This is a genomic window from Microbacterium sp. Z10_103, assembly GCF_058310455.1.
In genome coordinates this window covers 1280305-1306209 of the sequence record NZ_JBZEGK010000001.1, presented here as the reverse complement: position 1 = coordinate 1306209, position 25905 = coordinate 1280305, and the positions used below count along the sequence as shown (strand labels likewise).

Genomic DNA, 25905 nt, shown 5'->3' with positions numbered 1-25905 from the left:
GCGCCGGCGATGACGTCGGGGGAACGCAGCGGCTCGCTCACGGCGCTCGCGCGCCGTGGGTTCACGCGCCTGGAAGCGGCAGACGACCTCCTCACCGAGCTGTCCGATGCGATCGGTCTGCCCGCCGATACCCTCGCTGATCACGCTTCACTCGGGGCAGACCCCGACGACGGACTGAATGCCGTCGTGCGCATCGCGCGACGCGACGCCGGTGCCGTCAAGGCGCTCGCTACCGACGAACTCGGGTGGTCCGCGCTGTGGCGGCTGGTCGGTGCGTCCACCGGCTTCGGCGAGTTCTTCCAGCGCCACCCCGACGAGCTGGCGAACCTCCACGGCGCCGGTGAGGATCTTCCCGATGAGGGGAAGCTCCGCGCCGCGATGCTCGAGGCGGTGGGTGCCGCGGACGGATTCGCGGCCTCCGGCGCGGACGATTCCTGGGTCCTCCTGCGTGTCGCCTACCGCCGGGTGCTGGCGCGGATCGCGGCTTTCGATCTCGCTCAGGACGACCCCGCCGACGTCGTCGCTCAGGTTTCGGCGCGCCTGGCCGACGCCGCCGGCGCCGCGTTGGAGGCGTCGCTGGCCGTCGCGCGCGCTCGCGTGTCGGGGATCGGCTCGTCACCGGTGTTGTTTCCCCGCGAGGAGGTCGCGCCCACACAGCTCGCGATCATCGCCATGGGAAAGGCCGGGGCGCGCGAGCTCAACTACGTCAGCGACGTGGACGTCATCTTCGTCGGTGGCACGGCAGACGCAGACCTCGTGACCGAGGCGCGCTCCATTGATATCGCCACCCGCTTGGCGGTTCAGACCATGCGCGGCATCTCCGGCCCGGAGATCGAGCCCGCGCTGTGGGAAGTCGATCCGAATCTCCGGCCGGAGGGCAAGCAGGGCGCGCTGGTACGGTCGCTGGCATCCCACCTGTCTTATTACGACCGGTGGGCGCAGAGTTGGGAGTTCCAGGCGCTCCTGAAGGCGCGAGCCATCGCCGGCGACCCCGCACTGGGCGGAGAGTACGTCGAAGCCGTGCAGCGGAAGATCTGGACGAGCGCCGCGCGGGAGAACTTCGTCGACAGCGTGCAACGGATGCGCGAGCGCGTCACCGAGCACATCCCGCCGGACGAGGTGGCTCGTCAGGTGAAACTCGGTCCCGGCGGGATCCGGGACGTGGAGTTCACGGTGCAGCTCCTGCAGCTGGTGCACGGGCTGACGGATGACCGCATCCGCCAGCGCGGCACCCTCGAGGCCCTCGATGCGCTCGAAGCCGAGGGGTACATCGGGCGCTCGGATGCGAGCGCCTTCGCGCGGGATTACCGCGTGCTCCGAGTTATCGAGCATCGCCTCCAGCTCCGCGCCCTGCGCCGCACCCACCTCATGCCGACGAAACCCGAAGACCTCCGCGTCCTCGCTCGGGCGACCCGCATCGCCGATACCGGCGCCGGCATCCAGGAGGCGTGGGAGGGGATCAAACGCGAGGTCCGCGACATCCATGTGCGGCTGTTCTATCGTCCGCTCCTCAGCGCCGTGGCGGGCCTGGGTGAAGACGAGCGCATGCTGTCGACCGAGCAGGCCCACGACCGTCTGGCGGCCATCGGGTTCCGTGACCCGGCCGGGGCGCTCCGTCACATCGCCGCCCTCACGAGCGGCCTGAGTCGGAAAGCCACGATCCAGCGGCACCTCATGCCGATCATGATCCGCTGGTTCGCCGAAGGCGTCGACCCTGACTACGGTCTCCTCGCCTTCCGCCGGATCAGCGAGCGGCTGGGCAACACACCCTGGTTCCTCCGGATGCTGCGCGACTCCTCCGGCGCGGCTGAGAGCCTCACCCGCCTCTTGTCCGGGTCGCGCTACGTCGGCGAACTGATGGAGTGGATCCCGGAATCGGCGGCGTGGCTCGACGGCGACGCGTTGCTGCGTCCCCGCACGGGGATGGCGCTTCAGGCGGAGGCCCGCGCCATCCAGACGAGGCACACCTCGATCGAAGACGCCATGCGCTCGGTGCGTACCCTGCGGCGCCGGGAAATGCTGCGCACGGCCATGGCGGCCGTGCTCGGTGTGCTGACGATCGACGAATTGGCCGGGGCGCTCACGACGATCACGGAGGCGACGATCCAGGCGACGCTCCGTGCGGTACGACGCGAGGTCGTGCCGCCGGAAGACGAGGCGCTCGATTTCTCGGTGATCGCGATGGGACGGTTCGGCGGCCGCGAACTCGGGTTCGGTTCCGATGCCGATGTGATGTACGTCTACCGCGCGAACGGGGTGGACCCGCAGCGTGCACACGAACTGTCGCTGCAGTTGGTCGCCGGCCTGCGCCGGTACTCCGAGGACCACCGCCTGCCGCTCGACCTCGACGCCGGGCTGCGCCCCGAAGGACGGAACGGCCCCGTCGCGCGGTCGCTCGAGGCGTACGCGGAGTACTACCGCCGCTGGTCGCTGTCGTGGGAGGCCCAGGCGCTCCTCCGCGCGCGGGGAGTGGCCGGCAGCGTCAAGCTCATCGCCGCGTTCACCGAGCTCGCCGACGAGGTGCGATATCCGGCGCAGGTCGACCCCCACGGGTTGCGGGAGATCAAGCGCATCAAGGCGCGTGTGGAGAACGAGCGCCTCCCGCAAGGCGCCGACCCGGCGCGCCACTTGAAGCTGGGCCCGGGGTCGCTCAGCGATGTGGAATGGCTCGTGCAGATCCTCCAGCTCCAGCACGCCGCCGCCGTCCCCGGTCTGAGGACCACCTCCACACTCGACGCGCTCGAGGCGGCCCGGGAAGCCGGGTTCGTCGGCGATGTCGACGCCTCCAGACTCAGAGAGGCGTGGCGCCTGGCCAGCCGCCTGCGGTCAGCGGCGACCCTGCTGTCGTGGCAGACCAGCGACGTGCTGCCTACCGACCGCACCAAGCTCGACGGCATCGGCCGCATCCTGGAGTACCCGCCCCGCTCCGCGACGCGCGTCGAGGAGGACTACCTCGCCGCCACCCGTCGGGCCCGCCGAGTGTTCGAGAAGCTCTTCTATGGATGAGGTGAGCCCCCGCACGGCCGTGATCGCCGGCGCCAGCGGCTTCGTCGGAACCGCGCTGACCGGGTCCCTCTCCTCGCAGGGCTTCGCCGTACGGACGATCGGGCGGTCCGGGGACGCCGTGTGGGGCGACGCGGCCGGGGTCCGCCGGCTGGTCGACGGTGCGGACGTGCTCATCAACCTGGCGGGGAAGTCGGTCAACTGCCGGTACACCGACGCGAACCGGGACGAGATCCTGCGGTCGCGCGTGGAAACCACACGTCAGCTGCGCGAGGCGGTGGAGTCGGCTGCGCGGCCACCTCGGGTCTGGCTGAACGCGTCCACGGCGACGATCTACCGTCACGCGATGGACCGGCCGAACACGGAGAACGAGGGCGACCTCGGCAGCGGGTTCTCGGTCGACGTCGCTCGAGCCTGGGAAGAGGAATTCTTCGCCGGCGACCTGCCGACGACGCGCCGGGTCGCGCTGCGGATGGCCATCGTGATCGGCGAGGGACCGGCCACGCGGACGCTGTTGCGGCTCGCGCTGGTGGGGCTCGGCGGACCACAAATCGACGGATGGTGGTTCCCGCACCGGCGCTATCGCGGGATCGGTCCGCGCCCCACCGGGGGCAGCGCCCCCAGACACCGGACACGGGGTCGGCAGAAGTTCAGCTGGATCGACCTGGACGACGTGGTGGCGGCGGTCGACTTCCTCCTGGCCCGCGACGACATCTCCGGGCCGGTGAACCTCGCCAGCCCGCATCCGGTCGACAACCGTACGCTGATGCGCACCCTCCGCCGTGCCGTCCGGACGCCGATCGGTCTTCCGGCGTGGCGGTGGATGCTGGAGCCGGCCATGTGGGTGCTGCGCACGGAGCCGGAGCTCGTTCTCAAGAGCCGGTGGGTGCTGCCCGGAAAGCTGACGGAGGCGGGGTTCGTCTTCGGTCGGCCTGACCTCGAGGAGTCGCTCGCAACCGTGGTCTCGCGCCGGCCCTGACCGCGCCGACTGCACGGGTTCTCGCCCAACGCACGACGTCCCAACGCGATCAGGCCGTGCGCTCGCCATCACGTCGTGCATTCGTCGCTGCGCAGTCGCCGCATCCCGGACGCGACGAAGGGGCCCCGGCGAACCGGAGCCCCTTCGCGCAGACCAGAACTCAGACGCCGAAGTACAGCTCGTACTCGAACGGGTGCGGGCGCTGGGCGATCGGCTGGATCTCGTTCTCGATCTTGTACTCGATCCAGGTCTCGATGAGCTCCTCGGTGAAGACGCCACCGGCGAGCAGGAACTCGTGGTCGGCGCGCAGCGCCTCGAGCGAGTCGAGCAGCGAGTTCGGAACCTGCGGGATGTTCTTGGCCTCTTCAGCGGGCAGCTCGTAGAGGTCCTTGTCGACGGGCTCGTGCGGCTCGATGCGGTTGTTGATGCCGTCGATGCCGGCCATGAGCTGAGCGGCGAACGCGAGGTAGGGGTTGCCCGACGCGTCGGGTGCCCGGAACTCGATGCGCTTGGCCTTCGGGTTGGAGCCGGTGATCGGGATGCGGATGGCCGCCGAGCGGTTACCGGCCGAGTACACCAGGTTCACCGGAGCTTCGAAGCCCTTCACCAGGCGGTGGTAGCTGTTCAGCGTCGGGTTCGTGAAGGCCAGGATGGCCGGCGCGTGGGCGAGGATGCCGCCGATGTACCAGCGGGCGACGTCGGACAGGCCGCCGTAGCCGGTCTCGTCGTAGAACAGCGGCTTGCCGTCGTTCCACAGCGACTGGTGCGTATGCATGCCCGAGCCGTTGTCGCCGAAGAGCGGCTTGGGCATGAAGGTCGCGACCTTGCCCCACTCGAGCGCCGTGTTCTTGACGATGTATTTGAACTTCAGGATGTCATCGGCGGCGTGCACCATCGTGTCGAAGCGGTAGTTGATCTCCGCCTGGCCGCCGGTTCCGACCTCGTGGTGCGCGCGCTCGAGAATGAGGCCCGCATCGATGAGCTTGAGGCTGATGTCGTCACGAAGGTCGGCCTGCTTGTCGACGGGGGAGACGGGGAAGTAGCCGCCCTTGTACGGCGTCTTGTTGGCGAGGTTGCCGCCCTCTTCGGCGCGGCCGGTGTTCCAGGCACCTTCCTCGGAGTCCACCGCGTAGAAGCTCGTGTTCTGCTTCACCTCGTAGCGGACGTCGTCGAAGATGTAGAACTCAGCCTCGGGCGCGAAGTAGGCCGTGTCGGCGATGCCGGTCGAGGCGAGGTACTTCTCGGCCTTCTTGGCGACCTGACGCGGGTCCTTGGAGTAGATCTCGCCGTTACGGGGGTTGTAGATGTCGAAGACCATGATGAGCGTCTTCGCCTCGCGGAACGGGTCGAGGTACGCGGTGGTGACATCCGGGATCAGCTGCATGTCCGACTCATGGATGTTCGCGAACCCGCGGATCGACGAGCCGTCGAAGAGCTGTCCGACCGTGAAGAAGTCCTCATCGACGGTGGCCGCGGGAATGTTGAAGTGCTGCTGCACGCCAGGGAGATCCGTGAATCGGATGTCGAGGAACTTGACGTCCTCGTCCTTGATGAACTTCAGCACCTCGGATGAATCTTTGAACATGTGGAAGACTCCAGAGGTAGGGCATCGGGATTCGCCGGCCTGCCAGGGCTGGCCCCTCGAACCTACCCAGGAGGCATTGCCCGGCAGTGTCTCTCATGTTTCCGGCATGTTACGCGTGCCTGATTAGGCTGAGGTAATGCCCGACGCTACACCCGCAGAACGTTATCCCGGTGAGCGATTGGGACTGCCGGCGCAGGGAAGGGGCAGCATCGCCACCCTGGGCCGCCGTGTGGGGGCGATCATCCTCGACTGGGCGTGCGCGGTGGTCATCTCGATCGCGTTCTTCGCGTACGACGCCCTCGCCACCACGGTGATCTTCGCGCTCGTGCAGATCCTCTTCATCCCGACGATCGGCGGAAGCCCCGGTCACCGGGTGTTCGGGATGCGGTTGCAGCGCGTGACCGGAGGCTGGACCGGCTTGTGGCGGCCGATCGTGCGGACGGTGTTGCTCGCGCTGGTGATTCCCGCGGTGATCTGGGATGCGGATAATCGCGGCCTCCACGACAGGGCGGCCGGAACGGTCCTCGTTCGCGCCTGACCTTCGACCGGCTGAGGCCGCGGTGGTGCGGGAGTCAGCGGGGCTGTGGTGCGGAAGTCAGCGGGGCCGCGGCGCGCGGACCTTGGTGGGATCGACGCCCTTCGGAATGGGCAGCGACGTCACCGACTGCGATATCGAGTCGACACGCTTGATGACAGCGGCCATCGTGGCCCGGTCGATCTTCTTCGGCAGCGCCTTGATGGTCGACGCGAGCTTGCCGATGGGGACCTCATCGTTGCCGTGCCCGACGTAGAAGACGTGCACGGGAACACCCGACGCCACCCGCTGTACCTTCGAGCGCTCATCGTTCACGAGCCGCGTGAGGCGGCCGCGCGCGCCTTCGCCGACGATGACGACACCTCCGCGACCGATCGCGCGATACACCGCCTCCTGCGTGCGCGGGTTGACACCCACCGGCATCTCGGATGCGCTCCAGTTGCGGCCGAGCCCCGTGGACAGCACGTGACCGGCGGCACCGGGCATCCCGTCGATCTTCTTGTACATGGCCTTGGTCGACAGACGGGTCATCGTGATCATCGCCGCCAGGATGCCGGCCATCAGGCCCGTGACGCCCCACAGGATGACACTCCACACCGCGACGGGCGGGATGAGGAAGCCGATGCCGATACCGAGAGCGATACCGGCGAGAAGGATCCCGATGAGGGCGAACGGGAGCCATCGGTAAGCCTCGCGTGTGAACCGGAAAAGGGTACGAAGCTGCGAGAAGAAGCCAGGGCGCTTCTCGGGTGCGGAACTGCGAGCGGCCATAACGGGATTCTACCTTCCGGCGCCCCGGGCGTCCGTCCTCCACAACCGGGGTCCTGATGGCTCTTTCCCCCGATCCCGTGCCACGCTGCCACCACCGGCGCGTCCGCGCACAGGATCAAGGCGTGCGAGCGCTTCCGGTTCCTTCCGCCTACACCGCCTATCCGGCCATCCGCGCCGTCGGTCCCCCCGATGCGCCGTTCGAGGGCGTGCTTGCTCGCGGTGCCGGCGATGGCACGGTCCTGCTGGTCGATCGGGACCTGCTTCAGGACTGGCCGGCGTGGCGCGCACCGGGCGACACCCACGTACTCGCCCCGCTCGATGTCGTGCGACGGAAAGACGGCCACGACATCGTGCTTCCGGCCTTGGCCGACCGCCTCGACCGTCTGGTGGCCCGCCGGGGCGGTGCGGGCGCGCCGGTGTCGGACGGTGAGGCGCTCACGGTGGCCGTCAGCGTCCTGCGCGGGGTCGTGACGGCGCTCACCGAAGAGCTCGATGGCGAGACCGCGTCCTGGTGGGTCACAGTCGAAGGGAAGCCCGTGCTCGTCTGCGGTTCGGGCGAAAGCGACGCCGTTCGCGCGTCGCAAGAGCTCGTCGCCGGACTCGCGGAAACAGTCGCGGATCCACGTCTGCGGGACGTCCTCGACGACTTCCGCGATGCTCTGACTCAGCCCCGGGTCCTTCCCCGTAACGCCGACAGGTGGGAGGACGCCTTCTTCGCCGTCGTCGAGGCGGAACCCCTCATGACCGAGGTGATCGGTCCGGTGCGGCCTCCCACGATCCCGGCAGCGGACACGGTGGCCGGCGGAGAGCCGGAGGGGCTGCGCCGGCCATGGTGGAGCAGCCTGGCTGTCGCCGCCGACTCGGGGCTCGCGGCCAGCGCGTTCGATCTCATGCATCGGATCCGCGTGCGAATGACGAGCCGTGGCAGGAAGGTCCGTCCGGTCGCGTGGGCCGCCGGCTTGGCCGCAGTGGTCCTGGTCGTGGGGCTGAGCTGGCCGGAGCCGAGCGGGCCTCACGCTGCCCTCGGCGCCGAGAAGCCGGTTCCGTCCACCCGGGCATCCGCGTCGCCCGTCGCACCGGATGCGGAAGCGAGCACAGGGAGCGGTGACCAGCCGGCCGACGCCGCGGAGGCACTGCGCGGGCTGTTGGATGCGCGTGCCGCGTGTCCGGACGCGCCCTGCCGAGCTTTGGCTCAGGAGGATCAGGGCAAGACGCTGCCCCCGGGCGCCGTTGACGCCGAGCAACGGACGATCGCATTGCTTGACGACTTCGGCGGCCTTGCAGTCCTCCGCGTGGACGCTCCCGGGGAACTCTCCCAGTTCGTGACCGTGGTCACGACACCGGGGGGTTGGCGGATCCGCGACGCGTTCGACGTCGCGGATCCACCCGCCTGATCAGATGCCGAGGTTGTCCTGGAACTGTGCAGCCTCCAGGCGTGCCTTGACCGCGGAGAGGAACCGGGCGGCGTCCGCCCCGTCGATGACTCGGTGGTCGTAGGACAGCGCGAGGAACACGTAGGAGCGAACCGAGATCGCGTCCTTGCCGTCCACCGACACGACGCCGGGGCGCTTGACGACCGTCCCGGTGCCGAGGATCGCGGACTGAGGCAGGAACACCAGCGGGGTGTCGAACAACGCGCCGCGGGAGCCCGTGTTCGTGACCGTGAAGGTGCCGCCGGCCAACTCGTCCGGCTTGAGCTTGTTGTTTCGCGTGCGCGCCGCCAGATCTGCGATCTCGTGCGCGATCTGAGCGAGGTTCTTCCCACTGGCCTCACGCACCACGGGGGTCAATAGGCCCCGCTCGGTGTCGACCGCGATCGAGATGTTCTCCGACGGCGGGTAGACGATGGTCTCGCCGTCCACCGTGGCGTTGATCACGGGGTAGGCCTGCAGCGCCTCGGCGGCGGCCAGGACGAAGAACGGCAGGAACGACAGCTTGTCACCGGTCTTGGACTGGAAATCGCCCTTGACCTGATCGCGGTACGACGCGAGCTTCGTGACATCCACCTCGACGACAGTCGTCAGCTGAGCCGTGGCCTGCATGGATGCGACGGCACGCTCGGCGAGTACCTTCCGGAGGCGAGACATCGCCTGCGTCGTGCCGCGGAGCGGCGAGACCTCGAGCTCTGCGGGTGCCGCGGCGGCGGGCGCCGCGGGCTCCGGCGCCGGTGCCTGCGCCGCCTGCGCTGCCTGCTCGGCAGCCTTGAGCACGTCTTCCTTGCGGATGCGTCCACCGACACCGGTTCCGGTGATCTTCGACAGGTCGACGCCCTGCTGCTGTGCGAGTCGGCGCACGAGCGGGGTCACATACGTCACCTCGTCGTTCGACGCGGACAGCGACTCCGACGACGTCGACGGGGCCTGCGGGGCGGGAGTGGAGGCTCCGGGCGCGGGGGCGGGCTTCTCCGGTTCAGCCGGCTTGGACGGCTCCGCCGTCTTCTCCGGCTCGGCGGACTGAGCTGGGGCGGCTGCGGGCTCCGGCTGCGCCGCGGGCTCGTCAGCCTCTACGGGCTTGTCCACGGAAGGCGCCTCGGGCGCGGCTGCCGCAGCGGGAGCCGGAGCTGAGCCGCTGCCGATGCGTGCGAGGGCTGCCCCCACCGCCACGGTCTCGTCCTCGCCCACGAGGATCTCCTGCAGCACGCCGGCGACGGGGGAGGGAATTTCGGTGTCGACCTTGTCGGTCGAGATCTCCAGGAGCGGCTCATCGACGGCGACGTCGTCACCGACCTGCTTCAGCCAGCGGGTGACCGTGCCCTCCGTGACGCTCTCACCCAGTTCCGGCAGAACGACGTCTCGGCTCTCGCCACCATCCTGGGCAGCCGGCTCGGCGGCGGGCTGCTCGGCGGGCGGGGCCTCCGCCGCTGGAGCCGGCTCTTCGGCGGGGGCGGGCTGCTCGGCGGGGGTGGACTCCTCCGCGGGAGCGGACTGCTCGGCCGGAGCCGACTCCGCCGCTGCTGCCTCGTTCGCGGGGGCATCGTCCGTGGACGCGCCCGAGCCGTCACCGATCTTCGCCAGCACGGCGCCGACCTCTACGGTCTCGTCCTCTTCGACCAGGATCTCTTCGATCACTCCGCTGACGGGCGACGGGATCTCGGTGTCGACCTTGTCGGTCGAGATCTCCAGCAGGCCCTCGTCCTCCTGGATCGTGTCACCGACCTTCTTGAGCCAGCGGGTGACCGTTCCCTCGGTAACGCTCTCTCCGAGCGCGGGGAGGACGACGGAAGTGCTCATGAGCTTGTCTCCTTCAAAGGCGGATTCGTATCTAGCTTAGTGACGCGCCGGGCAGCTCAGAGCGTGTGCAACGGCGAGCCCGCCAGGGAGAGGAACGCTTCACCGAGCGCCTCGCTCTGCGTGGGGTGCGCATGGATGTACGGAGCGACGTCTTCGGGATGCGCTTCCCACCCCACGACGAGCTGAGCCTCGGTGACGAGTTCACCCACGCGGTCGCCCACGAGATGGACCCCGAGAACCGGACCGTCCTTGAGGCGGACGACCTTCGCGATACCCGCCGTGCCGAGAATCTCGCTGCGGGCGTTGCCGGCCAGGTTGTACTCGGTGACAACGAGCGCGTCGGCACCGTGCTGTTCGGCGGCCTGGGCCTGCGTCCACCCGACGGAGGCGACCTCGGGGTGGGAGTAGGTGACTCGCGGGATGTGGTGTTCCGGAACACGCACGGGGGAGCGACCGGCGATCTCCTCCGCCACGAAGATGCCCTGCTGGAACCCGCGATGGGCAAGCTGCAGGCCGGCGACGACGTCACCGACGGCCCAGACGTGTTCGGCGTCGGTGCGCAGGCGCTCGTCGGTGCGCACGAAACCGCGGTCGAGCAGCACGCCGGACTCCTCCAGCCCGAGTCCCGCAGTCGCGGGACCGCGCCCCACGGCGACCAGGAGGTAGTCGGCCTCGAGAGAGCTGCCGTCCTCGAGCTGCACCGTGACCGCGTCGGGGCTCTGTGAGGCAGAAGCGAACCGCGTGCCGAGGCGGAAGTCGATTCCGCGCTTGCGGTAGGCGCGTTCGAGCGTCTTGCTGGAGGCGACGTCCTCTGCGGGCACCAGATGATCCAGTGCTTCGATGATCGTGACCTCAGAGCCGAACGAACGCCAGACACTCGCGAATTCCACGCCGATGACTCCGCCGCCGAGGACGATCACGCGGGCGGGGATCGCGTCGAGTTCGAGAGCCTGTTCGCTGGTGATGATGCGGCCGCCGATGTCGAGCCCCGGGAGCGTCCGGCTGTACGAGCCGGTGGCGATGACGACATCCGCGCCGCGGTACAGGTCGTCGCCCACACGGACGGCGGGCCCCGCCTCGAGCCTGCCTTCCCCGGCGACGACAGTGATCCCGCGCGCGGAGAGCAGGCCTTCGAGGCCGCGATACTTCTTGGAGACGATTCCTTCGCGGTAGGTCCGCACGGCCGCCGGGTCGATCCCCTCCAGAGTTGCGCGCACGCCGACAGAGGCGGCGGTGCGCGTGGCGTCAGCCACCTCCGCCGAGTGGAGCAGAGCCTTCGTCGGGATGCATCCGCGGTGCAGGCAGGTGCCTCCGACCTTGTCCTTCTCCACGATGATCACCGAGGAGCCCAGTTCCGCGGCGCGGAGCGCGGCGGCGTAGCCCCCGCTGCCACCGCCGAGCACGACGAGGTCGGCCGTGTGCTCCGTCATGCTGCCGCCTCCGTGGCCAGAAGTTCGATGAGCGAGCGCACCGTCGCGCCGGTCACACCCTTGTCCGTGAAGCCATACGGCGCACCTTTGTTCATGCCGACGCCCGCGATGTCGAGGTGCACCCACGGGATGCGGGGAGCGTCCTCCGCGTCGGAAGTCTGCCCGACGAAACGCCGGAGGAACAGCCCCGCGAACAGCGAGCCGCCCGCCGGGTCGCCGATCTTCGCGTTCTGCAGATCGGCGATGGGGGAGTCCAGCTCATCGGCCATGTGGTCGGGGAGCGGCAGCGGCCAGGCCAGTTCGTCGACGCGGGACGCCGCATCCAGGTACCGGCTCACGGCCTCCTCGTCACCCATCACGCCGGCGTGCCGGGTTCCCAGAGCCACGGTGATCGCGCCGGTCAGCGTGGCCACGTCGACGAGGAGGTCGGGGTGCTCCCGACTTGCGGCGGCGAGGCCGTCGGCAAGGACGACGCGTCCCTCCGCATCGGTGTTCAGCACCTCGACGGTCGTTCCGTCGAGCGTCCGCACGACATCGCCGGGGCGGGTGGCGCGGCCCGAGGGCATGTTGTCGGCGATGCACATCCACGCCGTGACGCGCACGGGAAGGCGGAGAGCCGCCGCCGCCCGGACCACCGCGAGCACCGTGGCGGCACCGCACATGTCGTACTTCATCCCGACCATCGACGCCGCCGGCTTCAACGACAGCCCACCGGTGTCGAAGGTGATCCCCTTACCGACCAGCGCGACCGAGCGCGTAGCGGTGTCGGGGGAGTAGTCGAGGCGAACGAGCCGCGGCGGACGGTCCGATCCCTGGCCGACGCCGAGGATGCCGCCGTATCCCGCTTCCCGGAGCGCTTCCTCATCCAGAATCGTCACGTCGACGGGGAGACCGGCGACTGATTCCGCCGCTCGCTCAGCGAGATCAGCCGGCCCGAGCCACTCGGCGGGAGTGGTGACCAGATCCTTCACCAGTGCCACGGCGTCGCTGATCGCAGCGACGGCCTCGACCTCAGCATCATCCGGCGCCGTGGGAGTCACCACCACGACCTCTTCGGCCCGCGAGGGCGGAGCAGCGGTCTTGTATCCGGCGAATCGGTAACCGCCGAGAGCTGCGCCTTCCGCCAGGGCGCGCCACGCAGCATCCGGCGTCGAGGGCGCGCCGACGGCGACTCGGGCGAACCCGGTGAGCTGGCGGATGCCGGTTCCGGCTGCCGCCCGCAACCCAGAGGCCTGCGGGTCGGTGCCCGCTCCGGCCACCGCGATCGGCGTCGTCATCCCGGGGACGGCCACCCGCTGGAACGACCCCGCGCTCCCGGTGAAGCCCACCGCGCTGAGCGTCTCACGGAGACCTGGCCAGCCGGGTACCGCGGCATCCTCACCCGCCGCCGGCAGGACGAGAAGGATGGCATCGGCGGAGATCTCATCCAGGGGGGTGCTGCTGTGCGTCACGAGGGGAAACGGCATGCGCTCCATCCTAGGTTCGCGTGTTCGCTGTGAGCGGGAGGGGTCGCGGCTCCCCGAGGTCGGTTGCGCTCGTAGAGTTGAGGTATGCCTTATCCCGCGTCGCTGTTCGACCGTGCCGTCTCGGCGCCGCCGGTGCCGTCCGGGCTTCCGCTGGTCATCGCGCTGACAGGGTTCACCGACGCCGGCTCTGCCGTGTCCCGGCTGATCGATTACTTCCGCGATGACTTGCAGCCCTCTGCGCTGTACGTCTTCTCCAACGACGTGCTGCTCGATTACCGTGCCCGGCGCCCTGTCATCTCCTTCGACGAAGACCATCTGACCGGATACCGCCCGCCGCGTCTGGAGCTCTCCCTCGCCCACGACGCCCTGGGCCAGCCCTTCGTCCTGCTGGCCGGCTACGAGCCGGACTTCGCATGGGATGCCTTCGTCGATGCCGTGATGGAACTCAGCGCCGGTCTCCAGGTGTCATCGGTCACGTGGGTGCATGCCATCCCGATGCCCGTGCCCCACACCCGCCCCATCGGTACGACTGTCAGCGGCACGCGGACCGAGCTGGTCGACGCCCATTCGGTGTGGCGACCACACACCCGGGTTCCGGCGACCGTCGGCCACCTGCTGGAGTACCGCTTCGCCGAGGCAGGCGCGAAGGTAGCGGGTTTCGTCCTGCTCATCCCTCACTATCTCGGCGACACGGAGTATCCCGCCGCAGCTCTCGCGGGCATGGACAGCATCACCGTCGCGACCGGCTTGGTCTTCGACGGCGACGCCGTGCGCGAGGAGAACCGGGAGTACCTCGACAAGGTCCAGGAGCAGGTCACCGGCAGCGACGAACTCACCCGGATGCTCGAAGGCCTCGAGGAGCGCTATGACTCCTACATGGCGGGGATGGCCGGCTCCAACCAGGCGACGCCCATCATCCACACCGGCGACCTCCCGAGCGCGGATGAACTGGCGGCCGAACTCGAGCGCTTCCTCGCCACGCGTCCGAGCGGTGACGAGGACAAGCGCGGCGGGCCGAGTCTGGGCTGACGCGGGGGAATATCCACCCGTCGCCAGAGGTTATGTCTGGTGTATTCTCTGCGCGCGTCAGCTGCTCGGAGAAGGTATGAGACAATAAAGGACCTGGCCCGTTGTCGATCCTCGGTGGGAGCATCCGCTCACCGCCGCAGACTTGACAAGGGTCTTAATAGTGTCCGAGAACGACCGGCGACCGTGTAACGCGCGCCACCGGTGAAAGGCGAAACGTGGCAGGCACGAACACCAAGACCCGCTCCCGCAGCGGCGAGGACACCGACATCGACACGGTCGACGAGACCACCGCGGTGCCGTCGAAGAAGACGCCCGCGAAGAAGGCGGCCCCCAAGGCTGCTGCCAAGTCGAAGACGGCCAAGGGCAAGACCAAGGCTGACGAAGCCGACGTCGACGAAGAGATCGAAGACGTCGAACTGGACGCCGATATCGAAGTCGTCGAAGAAGACACGACCGACGTGACCGATGACGACGCGCCGGGGGCTGCCCCCGCAGCCAAGCCGGCCGCCGAAGGCGCTGCGGACGACGACGACGAAGAAGACGCCACCAAGCCGGCCTTCAGCGAACCGCTGCCGACCGGCGCGATCGTCATCTCGTCCAATGACGAGGATGACGTCCCGGTCTACTCCGCTCAGATCACCGGCGCCACCGCCGACCCCGTCAAGGACTACCTCAAGCAGATCGGTAAAGTTCCGCTGCTGAACGCGGCCGAAGAGGTCGAACTGGCGATGCGCATCGAGGCGGGACTGTTCGCCGAGGAGAAGCTGTCGCACATGTCGGCGGCGGAGAAGTCGGGCCAGCTCGGCCTCGACCTCCAGTGGGTGGCTCGTGACGGTCAGCGCGCGAAGTCGCATCTGCTCGGCGCGAACCTCCGCCTCGTCGTCTCCCTCGCCAAGCGCTACACGGGTCGTGGAATGCAGTTCCTCGACCTGATCCAGGAGGGCAACCTGGGCCTCATCCGCGCGGTCGAGAAGTTCGACTACACCAAGGGCTTCAAGTTCTCCACGTACGCCACCTGGTGGATCCGTCAGGCGATCACGCGCGCGATGGCCGACCAGGCCCGCACCATCCGCATCCCGGTGCACATGGTCGAGGTCATCAACAAGCTCGCCCGCGTGCAGCGGCAGATGCTGCAGGACCTGGGCCGGGAGCCCACGCCCGAGGAGCTCAGCCGCGAGCTGGACATGACCCCCGAGAAGGTCATCGAGGTACAGAAGTATGGGCGCGAGCCCATCTCGCTGCACACCCCGCTCGGCGAGGACGGCGACAGCGAGTTCGGTGACCTCATCGAAGACACCGAGGCGGTCGTTCCGGCGGATGCTGTCGGCTTCACGATGCTGCAGCGTCAGCTCGAGTCGCTCCTGGACTCCCTGTCGGAGCGTGAGGCGGGCGTGATCCGCATGCGCTTCGGCCTGGGCGACGGCCAGCCGAAGACGCTGGACCAGATCGGCGACACCTTCGGTGTGACGCGCGAGCGCATCCGCCAGATCGAGTCGAAGACGATGGCGAAGCTGCGCCACCCGAGCCGTTCGCAGTCGCTGCGGGATTACCTCGAGTGACCGGTGAGGCCAACGCCGGCAAGGCGTTGACGGTCACCGTCGATGGGGCGTCGTTCGCCCGCATCCCGATCCGTACGCGGGTTGTGATGCCGGGCGACGAGCTCGATCCGTTCATCCGCGAGTACGCCGCCGACGTCGTGCAGCCCGGCGATATCTTCTTCGTCACGGAGAAGATCGTCGCCATCACGCAGGGCCGGTCGTACCTCGTCGAAGACATCCATCCGCGGCGTCTGGCACTGTTCCTGTCGCGTTTCGTCGTCCGCACGCCCTACGGCATCGGCCTCGGCATGCCGGAGACGATGGAGATGGCGCTGCGCGAGTGCGGGGTACCCCGCATCCTGTTCGCCGCCGCGGTCTCGGCCGTGACGAAGGCTTTCGGCCGCAAGGGCGACTTCTACCGCATCGCGGGAGACAAGGCCCGCGCGATCGACGGCCCGACGAGCGGAACAATCCCGCCGTACAACAAGGCGGTCGTGCTGGGTCCGGACAAGCCACGCGAGGTCGCCCAGCATCTGAAGTCGCTGCTCGGCGGAGTGGCGGAGGTCGCCGTGGTCGACATCAACGACCTGGGTGGCAACATCCTCGGCTCGACGCTGGATAAGGCCGGTGAGCGCCGGCTGGTGGCGATTCTGAAGGACAACCCGCTCGGGCAGGGCCACGAGTCCACGCCGCTCGGCGTCGTCCGCCCCGCCTGACCCGTCGGTCTGGGCCCAGAGCACGCGAGTTCCGGACCCTGAGCGAGGGAGCGCAGCGAGACGAAGGGCCGCCCCGCGCGACCCTGACGCTTCGTCTCGCTGCGCTCGCTCAGCGCCCGGAGCACGCCGCCCCGCGGCCCCGACGCTTCGTCTCGCTGCGCTCGCTCAGCGCCCGGTGATCGCAATTCCCGGACCCCGAGCGAGGGAGCACGCGACCGAGACGAGGGGCCGCGCCTCGGCGGCGCTGACGCTTCGTCTCGCTGCGCTCGCTCAGCGCCCGGTGATCGCAAGTTCCGGACCCTGAGCGAGGGAGCGCAGCGACCGAGACGAAGGGCCGCGCGTGGGCGGCGCTAGAAGCCGATGGCGGCGCGGTACCGCGGTTTGTGGCCGGTGCGGATGCCCGTGACGCTGGGCTTGTTCTCGTACACGCCCGCGCCCCAGTTGCCCTCGACAAGCACGGGGCCCTCAGGCGTCACCACGATGTCCCAGCCCACATACTGCACCTGCGGCACGACACGGGCGACCCGATCCACGAACGCGCGCACCTCATCCATCATCGGCAGCTGGAAGTCCGCGATCCGGAATCCCGAGTCAGGGTGATGCTCGTGCACATGGCCGTGCGAGTCATATCCTGCGCCGACGGCGTGGCCGTTCTCGTCGAGCATCGTGTAGAAGCCGCCGAACGTCATCTGGTCGCTCACCGCGCCGCGGCCGAACTTCTGCGCCATCGCAAGGATGTGCGTCGTGGAACCGTCGAAGAACGCGGTGACCCGCGTGGTGTTGACCGTGCCGGGGCAGACGGCCGCGAGATCGGGATGCTGCACGATGAGCTGCTCGAGGAGGAGTTCACCGCGCTGCCGCAGGCCCGCGTGGAAGGCCGCCCAGTCGTCCACCTCCGCCGCGTGGTAGCGGTGCACCCCGGTACCCGCCTGACCGACCGGCTCCTTGGTGACGATCGTGCCGTGGCGTTCGGCGAATGCCCGAACGGCATCGGCGTTGTCCTCCTCGACGACCATCCACTCGCGGTGGAGATGCTCGCTGAAGACACGGTCGAACGCGATCTTGTCCTGGAACAGGTGCCGGAAGTCCGGGTGGTCGTACTTCTGCGAGATCTGGTTCGACACCGGATGCGTCATGTACGTGCCGCGTTCGGCGCGAGAAAGGATCGCGAAGTCGTAGTCGATGTAGTCCTGGAACCCGACGTTACGGAATCCGGCTTGAAACAGCATGTCGGCCACGATCACCGGCATCCACTTCCCGTGCTGCTGCGAGGCCTCTCGCGCACGCTCGAAGACGGATCCGACATCGATCCGCCGCGCGCGGCCGATCAGGTAGCGGACGCGGGGCGCGAGGGCGAAGCCTCTTTCAGGCATGCGGTCTCCGGGGTCGGGGGACGGGACGCGGATAGTCTATTGGGCGTGACTGCGCCGGACCTCGGAACCCCCCGGCCTGCGCCGAAAGGCTCCGGGCCGGTGGCCCGCCTGTCCGCTTCCGCTCTGCGACACAACATCCCGCTGGCCCTGTCGCGGCGCGCGGGACGAGTGGCGGCGCTGTACGCCGACGCGTGGGGCCACGGAGCCACGTGGGTGACGGATGTGCTCGCCGCCGCAGGCGTCGACGAGGCGGCGGTCGAGGCCGAGACGCTCTTCGGGCTGCCCGGAGGGGACTCGGACGCGCGCCCCGTACTGACCCTCGTCGGCCGGGTGCTCTCCACCAAGCACCTGCGTGCGGGCGAAGGCGTCTCGTACGGGTACGCCCACCGCGCCCCCGAAGACACCCGTGTGGCCCTCGTCGCCGGGGGGTATGCGCAGGGGGTCGTGCGGATGCTGGGCAACCGGGTCGCGGTGCGGATCGGCGGGACGCTTCATCCGCTGGTCGGACGTGTGGCGATGGACGTCTGCGTGGTGGACATCACCGAACACGCCGTATCACGCGGTGACGAAGTCGTCTTCTTCGGCGACCCGCGGGAGGATGCGCCCCCGCTGGCCGAGTGGGTCCGGGCGACGGGATGGACCGCGGGAGAGATCGTCGCGACCACCGGACTCCGCGCCGCCCGGGAGGTGGGGCCGTGAGCGCCCGGTTGGTGGTCGACCTGGACGCCTTTGCGAGCAATCTGCGGGTCATCCGCCAGCAGATCGCACCAGCGCACCACATGCTGGTCGTCAAGGATGACGCATACGGGCACGGGCTCCGCCCGATCGTGCACCGCGCCCACGCAGAAGGCATCCGATGGTTCGGTGCGTTCGACACCGCCACCGGACTCGCGGTTCGCGAAGAGCTCGGCCCGGACGTCCGGATCTTCGTCTGGATGATCAGTTCCGTCGAAGATCTGCACACGGCCGTGGAAGCGGACCTCGACCTCGGGGTCGGGGATGACCTGTTGCTCGAGGATGTCGCGGCACGGGGACCGGCACCCGCCGGGTCGCGGCCCCGCGTGCACCTGAAGATCGACACCGGGCTGCATCGCAACGGCATCCGTCCCGAGCAGTGGCCGGACGCGGTCGCCCGCGCTGCCGAGCTGGAGCGAGCCGGCATCCTGGGTGTCGAGGGGGTGTGGAGCCACATCGCCGAGGCGTCGGACGCGGAGGACGACGCAGCGCGCGCACTGTTCCTCCAGGCTCAGGAAACAGCGGTCGCCGCCGGGCTGACACCGCGGTTCGCGCACCTCGCGGCCAGCGCTGCCGGCTTCGCGCGCCCGGAGTTCCGGGAGGACCTCGTCCGGATCGGGGCGTTCGCGTACGGCATCCGTGCCGCCGGTGGCCCGGATGAGGAAGCCCTCGGCATCAGGCCGATCGCTTCGCTTCGAGCCGAAGTCATCGAGACGGACGGCGTCCGCGCTCACGTGGGGGTCGGAAACCTCGATGGGATTCCCTCACCCCTGGGCGGGATGCTCAGTATCCGTACGCCCGGCGGTGTCCGGCGCGTGATTTCCGTACTGCCGGATCGGCTGGTGGTGGAAGGGTGGGACGGCATGCGCCCGGGCGATGAGGTGATCGTGCTGGGCGCGGATTCGCCGCATCCGTTCACGGATGCTGCCGAGCGCATCGCGACGATCGGCGAGGAGATCGCGTTGCGGATCTCCCCGACGATCGAGCGGATCTATCGGTTCAGGCCGACTCGCTGAGGCGCGCGGTCTCGTCGTGCCACGAGGAAGCGATGCTGCGCAGCTTCTCCTCGTACTTACGGCCGTGGTGCGCGCAGAAAAGCAGCTCGCTGCCATTCACCTCTGCGGCGATGTATGCCTGCGCCCCGCACGAGTCACACCGATCAGCGGCGGTGAGACGGTACTCCAGGACGGCAGCGTTGTCGGTCGGTGTCGAAAGCGTGTTCATCTCGGTACCCTCCTCCGGTGCTCGCGGTGCTTCGGTCATCACATACAACCACGGGGGTTCTGGGTGCATGCCCGCCTGTCCCCCCATTTCGCTGAGCGCGTACGGCGGCCCGCGGGCGCCGTGTGTCTGCGTCCCGGTGGGGCGGCCCCCGTTATCGTGGGAGATTGTGACCTCCGAGTATTCCGCCCACCACCTTCAGGTGCTCGAAGGGCTCGAAGCGGTCCGCAAGCGCCCGGGGATGTACATCGGTTCCACCGACTCCCGGGGTCTCATGCACTGCCTGTGGGAGATCATCGACAACTCCGTCGATGAGGCCCTCGGCGGACACGGCAATCGCATCGACATCCTCCTGCACGCCGACGGCAGCGTCGAGGTACGGGACCGCGCGCGCGGCATCCCGGTGGACATCGAACCTCGCACCGGCCTGCCCGGCGTCGAGGTGGTCTTCACGAAACTGCACGCCGGCGGCAAGTTCGGCGGCGGCTCGTACGCCGCATCGGGCGGTCTGCACGGTGTCGGCGCATCCGTCGTCAACGCCCTGTCCGAACGCCTCGACGTCGAAGTGGACCGTGGCGGCAAGACGTACGCCATGTCGTTCCACCGCGGCGAGCCGGGCGTGTTCTCCGGTCCCACGCCGGATTCCACCTTCACCCCGTTCGAGAAGAGCAGCGAACTGCGGGTCGTGGGCAAAGCGCCCAAAGGCGTGACCGGCACCCGCATCCGGTACTGGGCCGACCGGCAGATCTTCACGAAAGACGCCGCGTTCGGACTGAACGAGCTCGAGCAGCGCGTTCGTCAGACGGCATTCCTCGTCCCCGGACTCGAGATGGTGGTCCGGGATGAGCGTGGCGCTGTGCCCGTCGAAACGGCCTACCGCTTCGACGGGGGCATCTCCGAATTCGCCGACTACCTCGCGCCCGACAGCGGCGTGACGGACACGTGGCGCCTCACCGGGTCCGGCACGTTCACGGAGACCGTGCCCGTCCTGCAGGCAGCCGGCGCGATGGTGCCGACAGAGGTCGAGCGCACGTGCGAGGTCGACGTCGCGCTGCGGTGGGGGACCGGCTACGACACGGTGATGCGCTCCTTCGTCAACATCATCGCCACCCCCAAGGGCGGCACGCACCAGCAGGGGTTCGAGCAGGGCCTCATGAAGACGCTCCGCAGCCAGGTCGAGCAGAACTCGCGCCGGCTCAAGGTAGGAAACGACAAGCTCGAGAAGGACGACATCCTCGCCGGACTCACCGCGGTGCTGAACGTGCGACTGCCCGAACCGCAGTTCGAGGGGCAGACCAAGGAGATCCTGGGTACGCCCGCCGTCCGGCAGATCGTGTCGTCCGTGGTCACCAAAGAACTGGCGGCCCGCTTCGCGTCGGCCAAGCGTGACGACAAGGCGCAGACCGCCCTCCTGCTGGACAAGGTCGTCTCCGAGATGAAGTCGCGCATCTCCGCGCGCACCCACAAGGAGACCCAGCGCCGGAAGAACGCCCTGGAGTCGTCGTCGCTCCCGGCGAAGCTGGTCGACTGCAGGTCCAACGACGTCAGCGATTCCGAACTCTTCATCGTCGAGGGTGATTCGGCGCTGGGGACGGCGAAGCTGGCGCGCAGCAGCGAGTACCAGGCACTTCTGCCGATCCGAGGCAAGATCCTCAACGTGCAGAAGGCGTCGGTCAGCGACATGCTCTCCAACGCCGAGTGCGCCTCGATCATCCAAGTCATCGGCGCCGGATCAGGTCGTTCGTTCGACCTCGAAGCAGCCCGGTACGGCAAGGTGATCTTGATGAGCGACGCCGACGTGGATGGCGCGCACATCCGCACCCTCCTCCTGACCCTCTTCTTCCGCTACATGCGGCCGCTGGTCGAGGCGGGGCGCGTCTACGCGGCGGTCCCGCCGCTGCACCGGGTCGTGGTCATGACCCCGGGCACCAAGCCGAACGAGACGATCTACACCTACAGCGAGCCGGAGCTGCACGCGTTGCTGACGAAGCTCACCAAGGCGGGCAAGCGCTGGCAGGAGCCCGTGCAGCGCTACAAGGGCCTCGGCGAGATGGATGCGGACCAGCTGGCCACGACGACCATGGATCGCGCCGGCCGCACGCTGCGCCGCGTCCGCGTCCAGGACGCGGAGGTGGCCGCGAGCGTGTTCGAACTGCTCATGGGCAACGACGTGGCGCCGCGCCGCGAGTTCATCGTGGACGCCAGCGACCGTCTCGCGCGCGAGCGCATCGACGCCTGACCGGCCGCTCCTTCGCCCCACACCGACAGGTCAGCGGACCGTGGTGCCCAGCGCGCCGATGATGCCGTCGACCGGCGTGCCCGACGCGTCGCGCTTCGCCCCCGAGGGCGGAAGCTGTCGCACGCCGCCGTCCGTGCCCACCGCACGGGGGTCGGAGCCGACCCAGCCCAGGGTGAGCCCGTCTTCGCCCTTGAGGAGCCGCTGTGCGCGCACGCCGCCGGTGCCCCGACCCTTCGCCGGGTACTCCGTGAACGCCGACACCTTCGCGCTTCCCGCATCCATACCGGGAATCGCCGTACTGGAGCCGGCGACGGTCACGACGACGGCGTCGAAGGCGGATGCGCCGACCGCGGAGAACCCGATAGCCTCCACCCCGTCGGCCAGGCGGATGCCGGCCATGCCGCCTGCTGCGCGCCCCTGGGGTCGCACAGATGAGGCGTCGAAGCGCAGCAGTTGTGCGTCGGCGGCGATGAACACGAGCTCGGCGCCGTCGCTGGCGGGAGCGGCACCGATCACCCGGTCGCCCTCCCGCAGAGCGATGATGGAGACGTCGTGCTTACCCGCCGGCAACTCGGTCGCGGCCACCCGCTTGACGACACCGTGCGCGGTTCCGAGAGCGATCGGCGGATCGGCCACCAGGGGCACGACGGCCACCACGTGCTCGCCCCCGGAGAGGCCCAGATACTGATCCGCACGTGTGCCCGCGGCCAGCTGCACCGCGTTGCCCGGAACCGAGGGCAGGTCGACGGGGGAGAAGCGGATGAGCCGGCCCGCGCTGGTCACGGCGCCGACGTCCCCGCGCGTGGTGGTGTCCACGGCTGAGCGGATCGCGTCGTGCTTCGATCGGCGCGCCGGCGTCACGATGCCTTCGTTCGGAGCATCCGGCGCGCGCTCGGCACGCACCATCCGCCCGGTCGCCGAAAGGAATACGCGGCATGGCGCGTCAGCGATCTGGAGATCGGCGGGGGCAGCGCCGCGGGCCGCGCGGGGCGTGACCGGTCCGCCGTTCAGCAGCATTGTCCGCCGCGGCGTGCCGAGGGCATCCGATGTCGCCTCGAGTTCGCGGGCCACTTGCGCACGCAACAGCGCCGGGTCGCTCAGGAGCTCCACGAGCGCGGCGATCTCCGCCTGCAGTGCATCGCGTTCGGCCTCGAGCTCGATCCGCGAGAACTTGGTCAAGCGGCGCAGGCGCAGCTCGAGGATGTATTCGGCCTGCGGCTGACTGAGGTCGAACACGTCCATCAGCCGTCCACGCGCCTGCTCGCCGTCGTCCGACGCACGAATGACCTGGATGACCTCGTCGATATCGAGGATCGCGATGAGCAAGCCCTCGACGAGGTGCAGCCGTTCGCGCCGACGGGCGAGACGGTATTCGCTGCGGCGCGTGACGACGCGGATGCGGTGGTCGAGATAGACCTGCAGCAGCTCTCGCAGCCCGAGCGTCTGGGGCTGACCGTCGACGAGTGCGACGTTGTTGATGCCGAACGAATCCTCCATCGGCGTGAGGCGGTAAAGCTGGTCCAGCACGGCGTTCGGATCGAACCCGGTCTTGATCCCGATGACAAGACGCAGGCCGTGCGTGCGGTCGGTGAGGTCGGTGACGTCGGCGATGCCGGTGAGCTTCTTGCTCGTCACGGCGTCTTTGATCTTCTCGATCACGCGCTCCGGTCCGACGAGGTACGGCAGCTCGGTCACGACGAGTCCGGTGCGGCGCGGTCCGAGCGGCTCGACCGAGACCTTCGCCCGCGTCCGGAAGGAGCCGCGCCCCGTGGCGTACGCGTCGCGGATTCCGTCGAGTCCGACGATGATGCCGCCGGAGGGCAGATCCGGCCCGGGAACGAACTCCATGAGTTCTTCGAGGGGGGCCTCCGGGTTCGCCAGCAGGTGCACGGCGGCTGCCACCACCTCGATGAGGTTGTGCGGCGCCATGTTCGTGGCCATACCGACCGCGATGCCGGATGCCCCGTTGACGAGCAGGTTGGGGAACGCGGCCGGCAGCACCTCGGGCTGCTGGAACTGCCCGTCGTAGTTCGGGATGAAGTCGACGACATCCTCATCGAGATCGGCCGTCAGGGCGAGGGCAGGAGGCGCCAGTCGCGCCTCGGTGTAGCGCGGAGCCGCAGGACCATCGTCCAGCGATCCGAAGTTGCCGTGTCCATCCACGAGAGGCACGCGGAGCGAGAACGCCTGGGCCAGGCGAACGAGGGCGTCGTAGATCGGCGCGTCGCCGTGCGGGTGCAGCTTTCCCATGACTTCGCCCACGACGCGGGCGCTCTTGACGTGGCCTCGGTCGGGCCGCAGACCCATCTCGGCCATCTGGTACAGGATGCGTCGCTGCACCGGCTTCAGCCCGTCGCGGGCGTCGGGGAGCGCGCGCGAGTAGATGACCGAGTAGGCGTACTCGAGGAACGAGCCCTGCATCTCGGCGGAGAGGTCGACGTCTTCGATGCGTTCTTCGACGGCAGGGGAGGGGCGGGAAGAGGGCATGTCCGTTCGGCCTCGGGTCGGCGGTGTCGATCGCGGCGGTTGCGCCTCGACCAGGGGCCGTTCGCCTGTGCGAGACTGACCCGGATGTCTCTCAGCCTACCGGCGTACCCGCCACGCGCCCGGAGCCTCACCGGCGTGCTGGCCGACGCGCTGGCCGCGCTCGCAGGCACCCCCGGCGCATTTCCCCCCGCCCGCAGCGCGATCGTTTTCGTCCTCGACGGCCTGGGCGCACACAACCTCGCCGCCCGGCGCGGGCACGCCCGGTTCCTCTCCTCGCTGAGCTCGCGATCCGCCGTCGCCCGCACCGTCTTCCCGTCCACGACGGCGGCCGCGCTGACCAGCCTGCTCACCGCCACCGACCCCGGTGTGCACGGCATCGTCGGTTACCGCGTGCGCATCCCCGGCACGGACTCCGCGCCGAATCAGTTGCACGGATGGGAGACCCACGGCCTGGACCCCCGCACCTGGCAACGTTCGCAACCGATCCTCGAGAGCGAAGCGAACGCGGGTCGCCCGACCTTCGTCGTGTCCCGCCCCGAGTACCGCGGAACGGGTTTCACCGAGGCGACACTCCGCGGAGCGGAGATCGTGGGAGTCGAGGATCTCGTCGGGCGGGTGGAGGCAGCCGCCCGCCTCGCGGCGGAGCATCCCGGGTCGGTGACCTACCTCTACGCCCCTGACCTCGACGGCGTCGGGCACCGGCACGGCTGGGAGTCCGATCAATGGTCCTCCGCCTTGGAACGGGTGGACGCTGCCGCTCAACACTTTGCGGAGGTCCTGGATCCGACGACGGGCGCGCTGATCACGGCCGACCACGGCATGGTCGACGTGCCGGCGCACCGCCGGCTGCTGTTCGGGGCGGACTCACAGCTGTGGGACGGGGTCGCGGTCGTTGGCGGTGAGCCTCGGATGCTGCACCTCTATGCCGAGGACGGCCGGGCTGCCGACGTGCATGCCGCCTGGCACGCCGCCGAATCGGGCCGGGCGTGGGTGCTCGCCCGGGATGAGGCGATCGACGCGGGCTTGTTCGGCCCGGTCGACCCCGCGGTTCGTGAACGCATCGGCGACGTCCTGGTGGCGGCCCGCGCCGGCGTGGCGTACTACGACGACCGCGAAGCCGACAAGGCTTCGCAGCGGATGGTCGGGCAGCACGGATCGCTCACCATCGAGGAACGGATGGTGCCGTTGCTCCGCCTCGGCGCCTTCGCCTGACGGTACTGCTTCGGCTCGCGCGGCGCCGGCTCCGCGTTCTCTGGTGGCGCTGAAGGCGCGTCGGGCGAGCCGCCACCTCGGGTAGTTCCGGAGGGGATGTGCATCCGGGAGGGCGCACCCCAGGATTCTCTCCTCCCGAAGCGCCATCTCCCCCCGAAGCGCCATCTCCCCCCGAAACGCCCGCCGACCCCGGAGCCTGGGCGGTTAGGGAGGGGATGTGCACCCGGGAGGGCGCATCCCAGGATTTCTTTCCTCCCGAAGCGCCATCTCCTCCCGAGGTGCGCGCCGTTCCCACCCATGCGCCTGGGTGCGTCACAGTGCCTTCGCCCCACCCCGCAGCCTGGGTGGGCCCCTGC

The 25905-nt window shown here is 69.1% G+C and carries 19 protein-coding genes; 11 read left to right on the top strand and 8 right to left on the bottom strand.

Translation table 11 applies throughout. From position 1 onward, the window contains the following. Positions 1 to 9: 9 nt before the first annotated feature. Positions 10 to 3006: a bifunctional [glutamine synthetase] adenylyltransferase/[glutamine synthetase]-adenylyl-L-tyrosine phosphorylase gene (locus tag AC4FS2_RS06085; RefSeq protein ID WP_491176701.1), complete on the top strand. Its 2997-nt coding sequence runs from the start codon at positions 10 to 12 to the stop codon at positions 3004 to 3006. Beyond that, complete coding sequence (locus AC4FS2_RS06080; protein WP_491176699.1) at positions 2999 to 3982, top strand: epimerase; 984 nt, start codon at positions 2999 to 3001, stop codon at positions 3980 to 3982. The genes AC4FS2_RS06085 and AC4FS2_RS06080 overlap by 8 nt, the downstream gene beginning before the upstream one ends. A gap of 160 nt (positions 3983 to 4142) precedes the next feature. On the opposite strand, the gene glnA is transcribed toward AC4FS2_RS06080, so the two are convergent. Further along, entirely contained in the window at positions 4143 to 5567 is a 1425-nt protein-coding gene (gene glnA / locus AC4FS2_RS06075; RefSeq protein ID WP_491152803.1) for a type I glutamate--ammonia ligase, read from the bottom strand. A gap of 136 nt (positions 5568 to 5703) precedes the next feature. On the opposite strand from glnA, the gene AC4FS2_RS06070 reads away from it, so the two are divergent. Continuing rightward, on the top strand, positions 5704 to 6105 hold the full coding sequence (locus AC4FS2_RS06070; protein WP_491152805.1) for an RDD family protein: 402 nt from the start codon (positions 5704 to 5706) through the stop codon (positions 6103 to 6105). Positions 6106 to 6162: 57 nt separating this feature from the next. On the opposite strand, the gene AC4FS2_RS06065 is transcribed toward AC4FS2_RS06070, so the two are convergent. Then, entirely contained in the window at positions 6163 to 6873 is a 711-nt protein-coding gene (locus tag AC4FS2_RS06065) for a DUF4191 domain-containing protein (RefSeq protein WP_491176697.1), read from the bottom strand. Between the two features lie 122 nt (positions 6874 to 6995). Between AC4FS2_RS06065 and AC4FS2_RS06060 the strand changes: the two genes are divergently transcribed. Then, positions 6996 to 8267, top strand: a complete 1272-nt coding sequence (locus AC4FS2_RS06060) for a hypothetical protein (RefSeq protein WP_491176694.1) — start codon at positions 6996 to 6998, stop codon at positions 8265 to 8267. On the opposite strand, the gene sucB is transcribed toward AC4FS2_RS06060, so the two are convergent. The 3 genes from sucB to AC4FS2_RS06045 are packed head-to-tail and all read right to left on the bottom strand — an operon-like array spanning position 8268 to position 12999. Beyond that, complete coding sequence (gene sucB / locus AC4FS2_RS06055) at positions 8268 to 10103, bottom strand: 2-oxoglutarate dehydrogenase, E2 component, dihydrolipoamide succinyltransferase (protein WP_491176692.1); 1836 nt, start codon at positions 10101 to 10103, stop codon at positions 8268 to 8270. A 56-nt stretch (positions 10104 to 10159) separates the two neighbouring features. Further along, positions 10160 to 11533 carry a dihydrolipoyl dehydrogenase gene (gene lpdA / locus AC4FS2_RS06050; RefSeq protein ID WP_491176690.1) on the bottom strand — a complete coding sequence of 458 codons (1374 nt, stop codon included), beginning with the start codon at positions 11531 to 11533 and terminating at the stop codon, positions 10160 to 10162. Next, positions 11530 to 12999, bottom strand: a complete 1470-nt coding sequence (locus AC4FS2_RS06045; protein ID WP_491176688.1) for a leucyl aminopeptidase — start codon at positions 12997 to 12999, stop codon at positions 11530 to 11532. Before AC4FS2_RS06045 ends, lpdA begins: the two co-directional genes overlap by 4 nt. A gap of 84 nt (positions 13000 to 13083) precedes the next feature. Between AC4FS2_RS06045 and AC4FS2_RS06040 the strand changes: the two genes are divergently transcribed. The 3 genes from AC4FS2_RS06040 (at position 13084) to AC4FS2_RS06030 (ending at position 16282) form a co-directional block, all read left to right on the top strand. Then, on the top strand, positions 13084 to 14028 hold the full coding sequence (locus tag AC4FS2_RS06040; RefSeq protein WP_491176685.1) for a proteasome assembly chaperone family protein: 945 nt from the start codon (positions 13084 to 13086) through the stop codon (positions 14026 to 14028). A gap of 215 nt (positions 14029 to 14243) precedes the next feature. Next, the gene (locus tag AC4FS2_RS06035; RefSeq protein WP_491176682.1) at positions 14244 to 15587 is read left to right on the top strand and encodes an RNA polymerase sigma factor; all 1344 of its coding nucleotides are present in this window, start codon (positions 14244 to 14246) and stop codon (positions 15585 to 15587) included. Then, entirely contained in the window at positions 15584 to 16282 is a 699-nt protein-coding gene (locus tag AC4FS2_RS06030) for a coenzyme F420-0:L-glutamate ligase (RefSeq protein ID WP_491152816.1), read from the top strand. Before AC4FS2_RS06035 ends, AC4FS2_RS06030 begins: the two co-directional genes overlap by 4 nt. A 350-nt stretch (positions 16283 to 16632) precedes the next feature. On the opposite strand, the gene AC4FS2_RS06025 is transcribed toward AC4FS2_RS06030, so the two are convergent. Beyond that, a complete protein-coding gene (locus AC4FS2_RS06025; RefSeq protein ID WP_491152819.1) occupies positions 16633 to 17655 on the bottom strand; it encodes a sugar-transfer associated ATP-grasp domain-containing protein in 1023 nt (340 codons plus the stop codon). A gap of 45 nt (positions 17656 to 17700) precedes the next feature. Between AC4FS2_RS06025 and AC4FS2_RS06020 the strand changes: the two genes are divergently transcribed. Together AC4FS2_RS06020 and AC4FS2_RS06015 are read left to right on the top strand one after the other, a co-directional pair. After that, positions 17701 to 18354, top strand: coding sequence for an alanine racemase C-terminal domain-containing protein (locus AC4FS2_RS06020; RefSeq protein WP_491152821.1), 654 nt, complete (start codon positions 17701 to 17703; stop codon positions 18352 to 18354). Continuing rightward, a complete protein-coding gene (locus AC4FS2_RS06015; protein WP_491176679.1) occupies positions 18351 to 19406 on the top strand; it encodes an alanine racemase in 1056 nt (351 codons plus the stop codon). Before AC4FS2_RS06020 ends, AC4FS2_RS06015 begins: the two co-directional genes overlap by 4 nt. On the opposite strand, the gene AC4FS2_RS06010 is transcribed toward AC4FS2_RS06015, so the two are convergent. After that, positions 19390 to 19614 carry a DUF7455 domain-containing protein gene (locus AC4FS2_RS06010; protein ID WP_491176677.1) on the bottom strand — a complete coding sequence of 75 codons (225 nt, stop codon included), beginning with the start codon at positions 19612 to 19614 and terminating at the stop codon, positions 19390 to 19392. The genes AC4FS2_RS06015 and AC4FS2_RS06010 overlap by 17 nt on opposite strands. A gap of 163 nt (positions 19615 to 19777) precedes the next feature. Between AC4FS2_RS06010 and AC4FS2_RS06005 the strand changes: the two genes are divergently transcribed. After that, positions 19778 to 21850 (top strand): DNA gyrase/topoisomerase IV subunit B, encoded by a 2073-nt coding sequence (locus tag AC4FS2_RS06005; protein ID WP_491177805.1) that lies wholly within the window; start codon positions 19778 to 19780, stop codon positions 21848 to 21850. Between the two features lie 30 nt (positions 21851 to 21880). Here AC4FS2_RS06005 and AC4FS2_RS06000 read toward each other — a convergent pair whose 3' ends face one another. Continuing rightward, complete coding sequence (locus AC4FS2_RS06000) at positions 21881 to 24337, bottom strand: DNA gyrase/topoisomerase IV subunit A (RefSeq protein WP_491176675.1); 2457 nt, start codon at positions 24335 to 24337, stop codon at positions 21881 to 21883. A gap of 84 nt (positions 24338 to 24421) precedes the next feature. Between AC4FS2_RS06000 and AC4FS2_RS05995 the strand changes: the two genes are divergently transcribed. Continuing rightward, positions 24422 to 25549 carry an alkaline phosphatase family protein gene (locus tag AC4FS2_RS05995; RefSeq protein ID WP_491176673.1) on the top strand — a complete coding sequence of 376 codons (1128 nt, stop codon included), beginning with the start codon at positions 24422 to 24424 and terminating at the stop codon, positions 25547 to 25549. The last annotated feature ends 356 nt before the right edge of the window (positions 25550 to 25905 follow it).

Bases quoted from the DNA above. Each gene is read 5' to 3' on its own strand.
- AC4FS2_RS06085 (WP_491176701.1), top strand. From the start codon at position 10: ATGACGTCGGGGGAACGCAGCGGCTCGCTCACGGCGCTCGCGCGCCGT.
- AC4FS2_RS06080 (WP_491176699.1), top strand. From the start codon at position 2,999: ATGGATGAGGTGAGCCCCCGCACGGCCGTGATCGCCGGCGCCAGCGGC.
- glnA (WP_491152803.1), bottom strand. From the start codon at position 5,567: ATGTTCAAAGATTCATCCGAGGTGCTGAAGTTCATCAAGGACGAGGAC.
- AC4FS2_RS06070 (WP_491152805.1), top strand. From the start codon at position 5,704: ATGCCCGACGCTACACCCGCAGAACGTTATCCCGGTGAGCGATTGGGA.
- AC4FS2_RS06065 (WP_491176697.1), bottom strand. From the start codon at position 6,873: ATGGCCGCTCGCAGTTCCGCACCCGAGAAGCGCCCTGGCTTCTTCTCG.
- sucB (WP_491176692.1), bottom strand. From the start codon at position 10,103: ATGAGCACTTCCGTCGTCCTCCCCGCGCTCGGAGAGAGCGTTACCGAG.
- lpdA (WP_491176690.1), bottom strand. From the start codon at position 11,533: ATGACGGAGCACACGGCCGACCTCGTCGTGCTCGGCGGTGGCAGCGGG.
- AC4FS2_RS06045 (WP_491176688.1), bottom strand. From the start codon at position 12,999: ATGCCGTTTCCCCTCGTGACGCACAGCAGCACCCCCCTGGATGAGATC.
- AC4FS2_RS06040 (WP_491176685.1), top strand. From the start codon at position 13,084: ATGCCTTATCCCGCGTCGCTGTTCGACCGTGCCGTCTCGGCGCCGCCG.
- AC4FS2_RS06025 (WP_491152819.1), bottom strand. From the start codon at position 17,655: ATGCCTGAAAGAGGCTTCGCCCTCGCGCCCCGCGTCCGCTACCTGATC.
- AC4FS2_RS06010 (WP_491176677.1), bottom strand. From the start codon at position 19,614: ATGAACACGCTTTCGACACCGACCGACAACGCTGCCGTCCTGGAGTAC.
- AC4FS2_RS06000 (WP_491176675.1), bottom strand. From the start codon at position 24,337: ATGCCCTCTTCCCGCCCCTCCCCTGCCGTCGAAGAACGCATCGAAGAC.
- AC4FS2_RS05995 (WP_491176673.1), top strand. From the start codon at position 24,422: ATGTCTCTCAGCCTACCGGCGTACCCGCCACGCGCCCGGAGCCTCACC.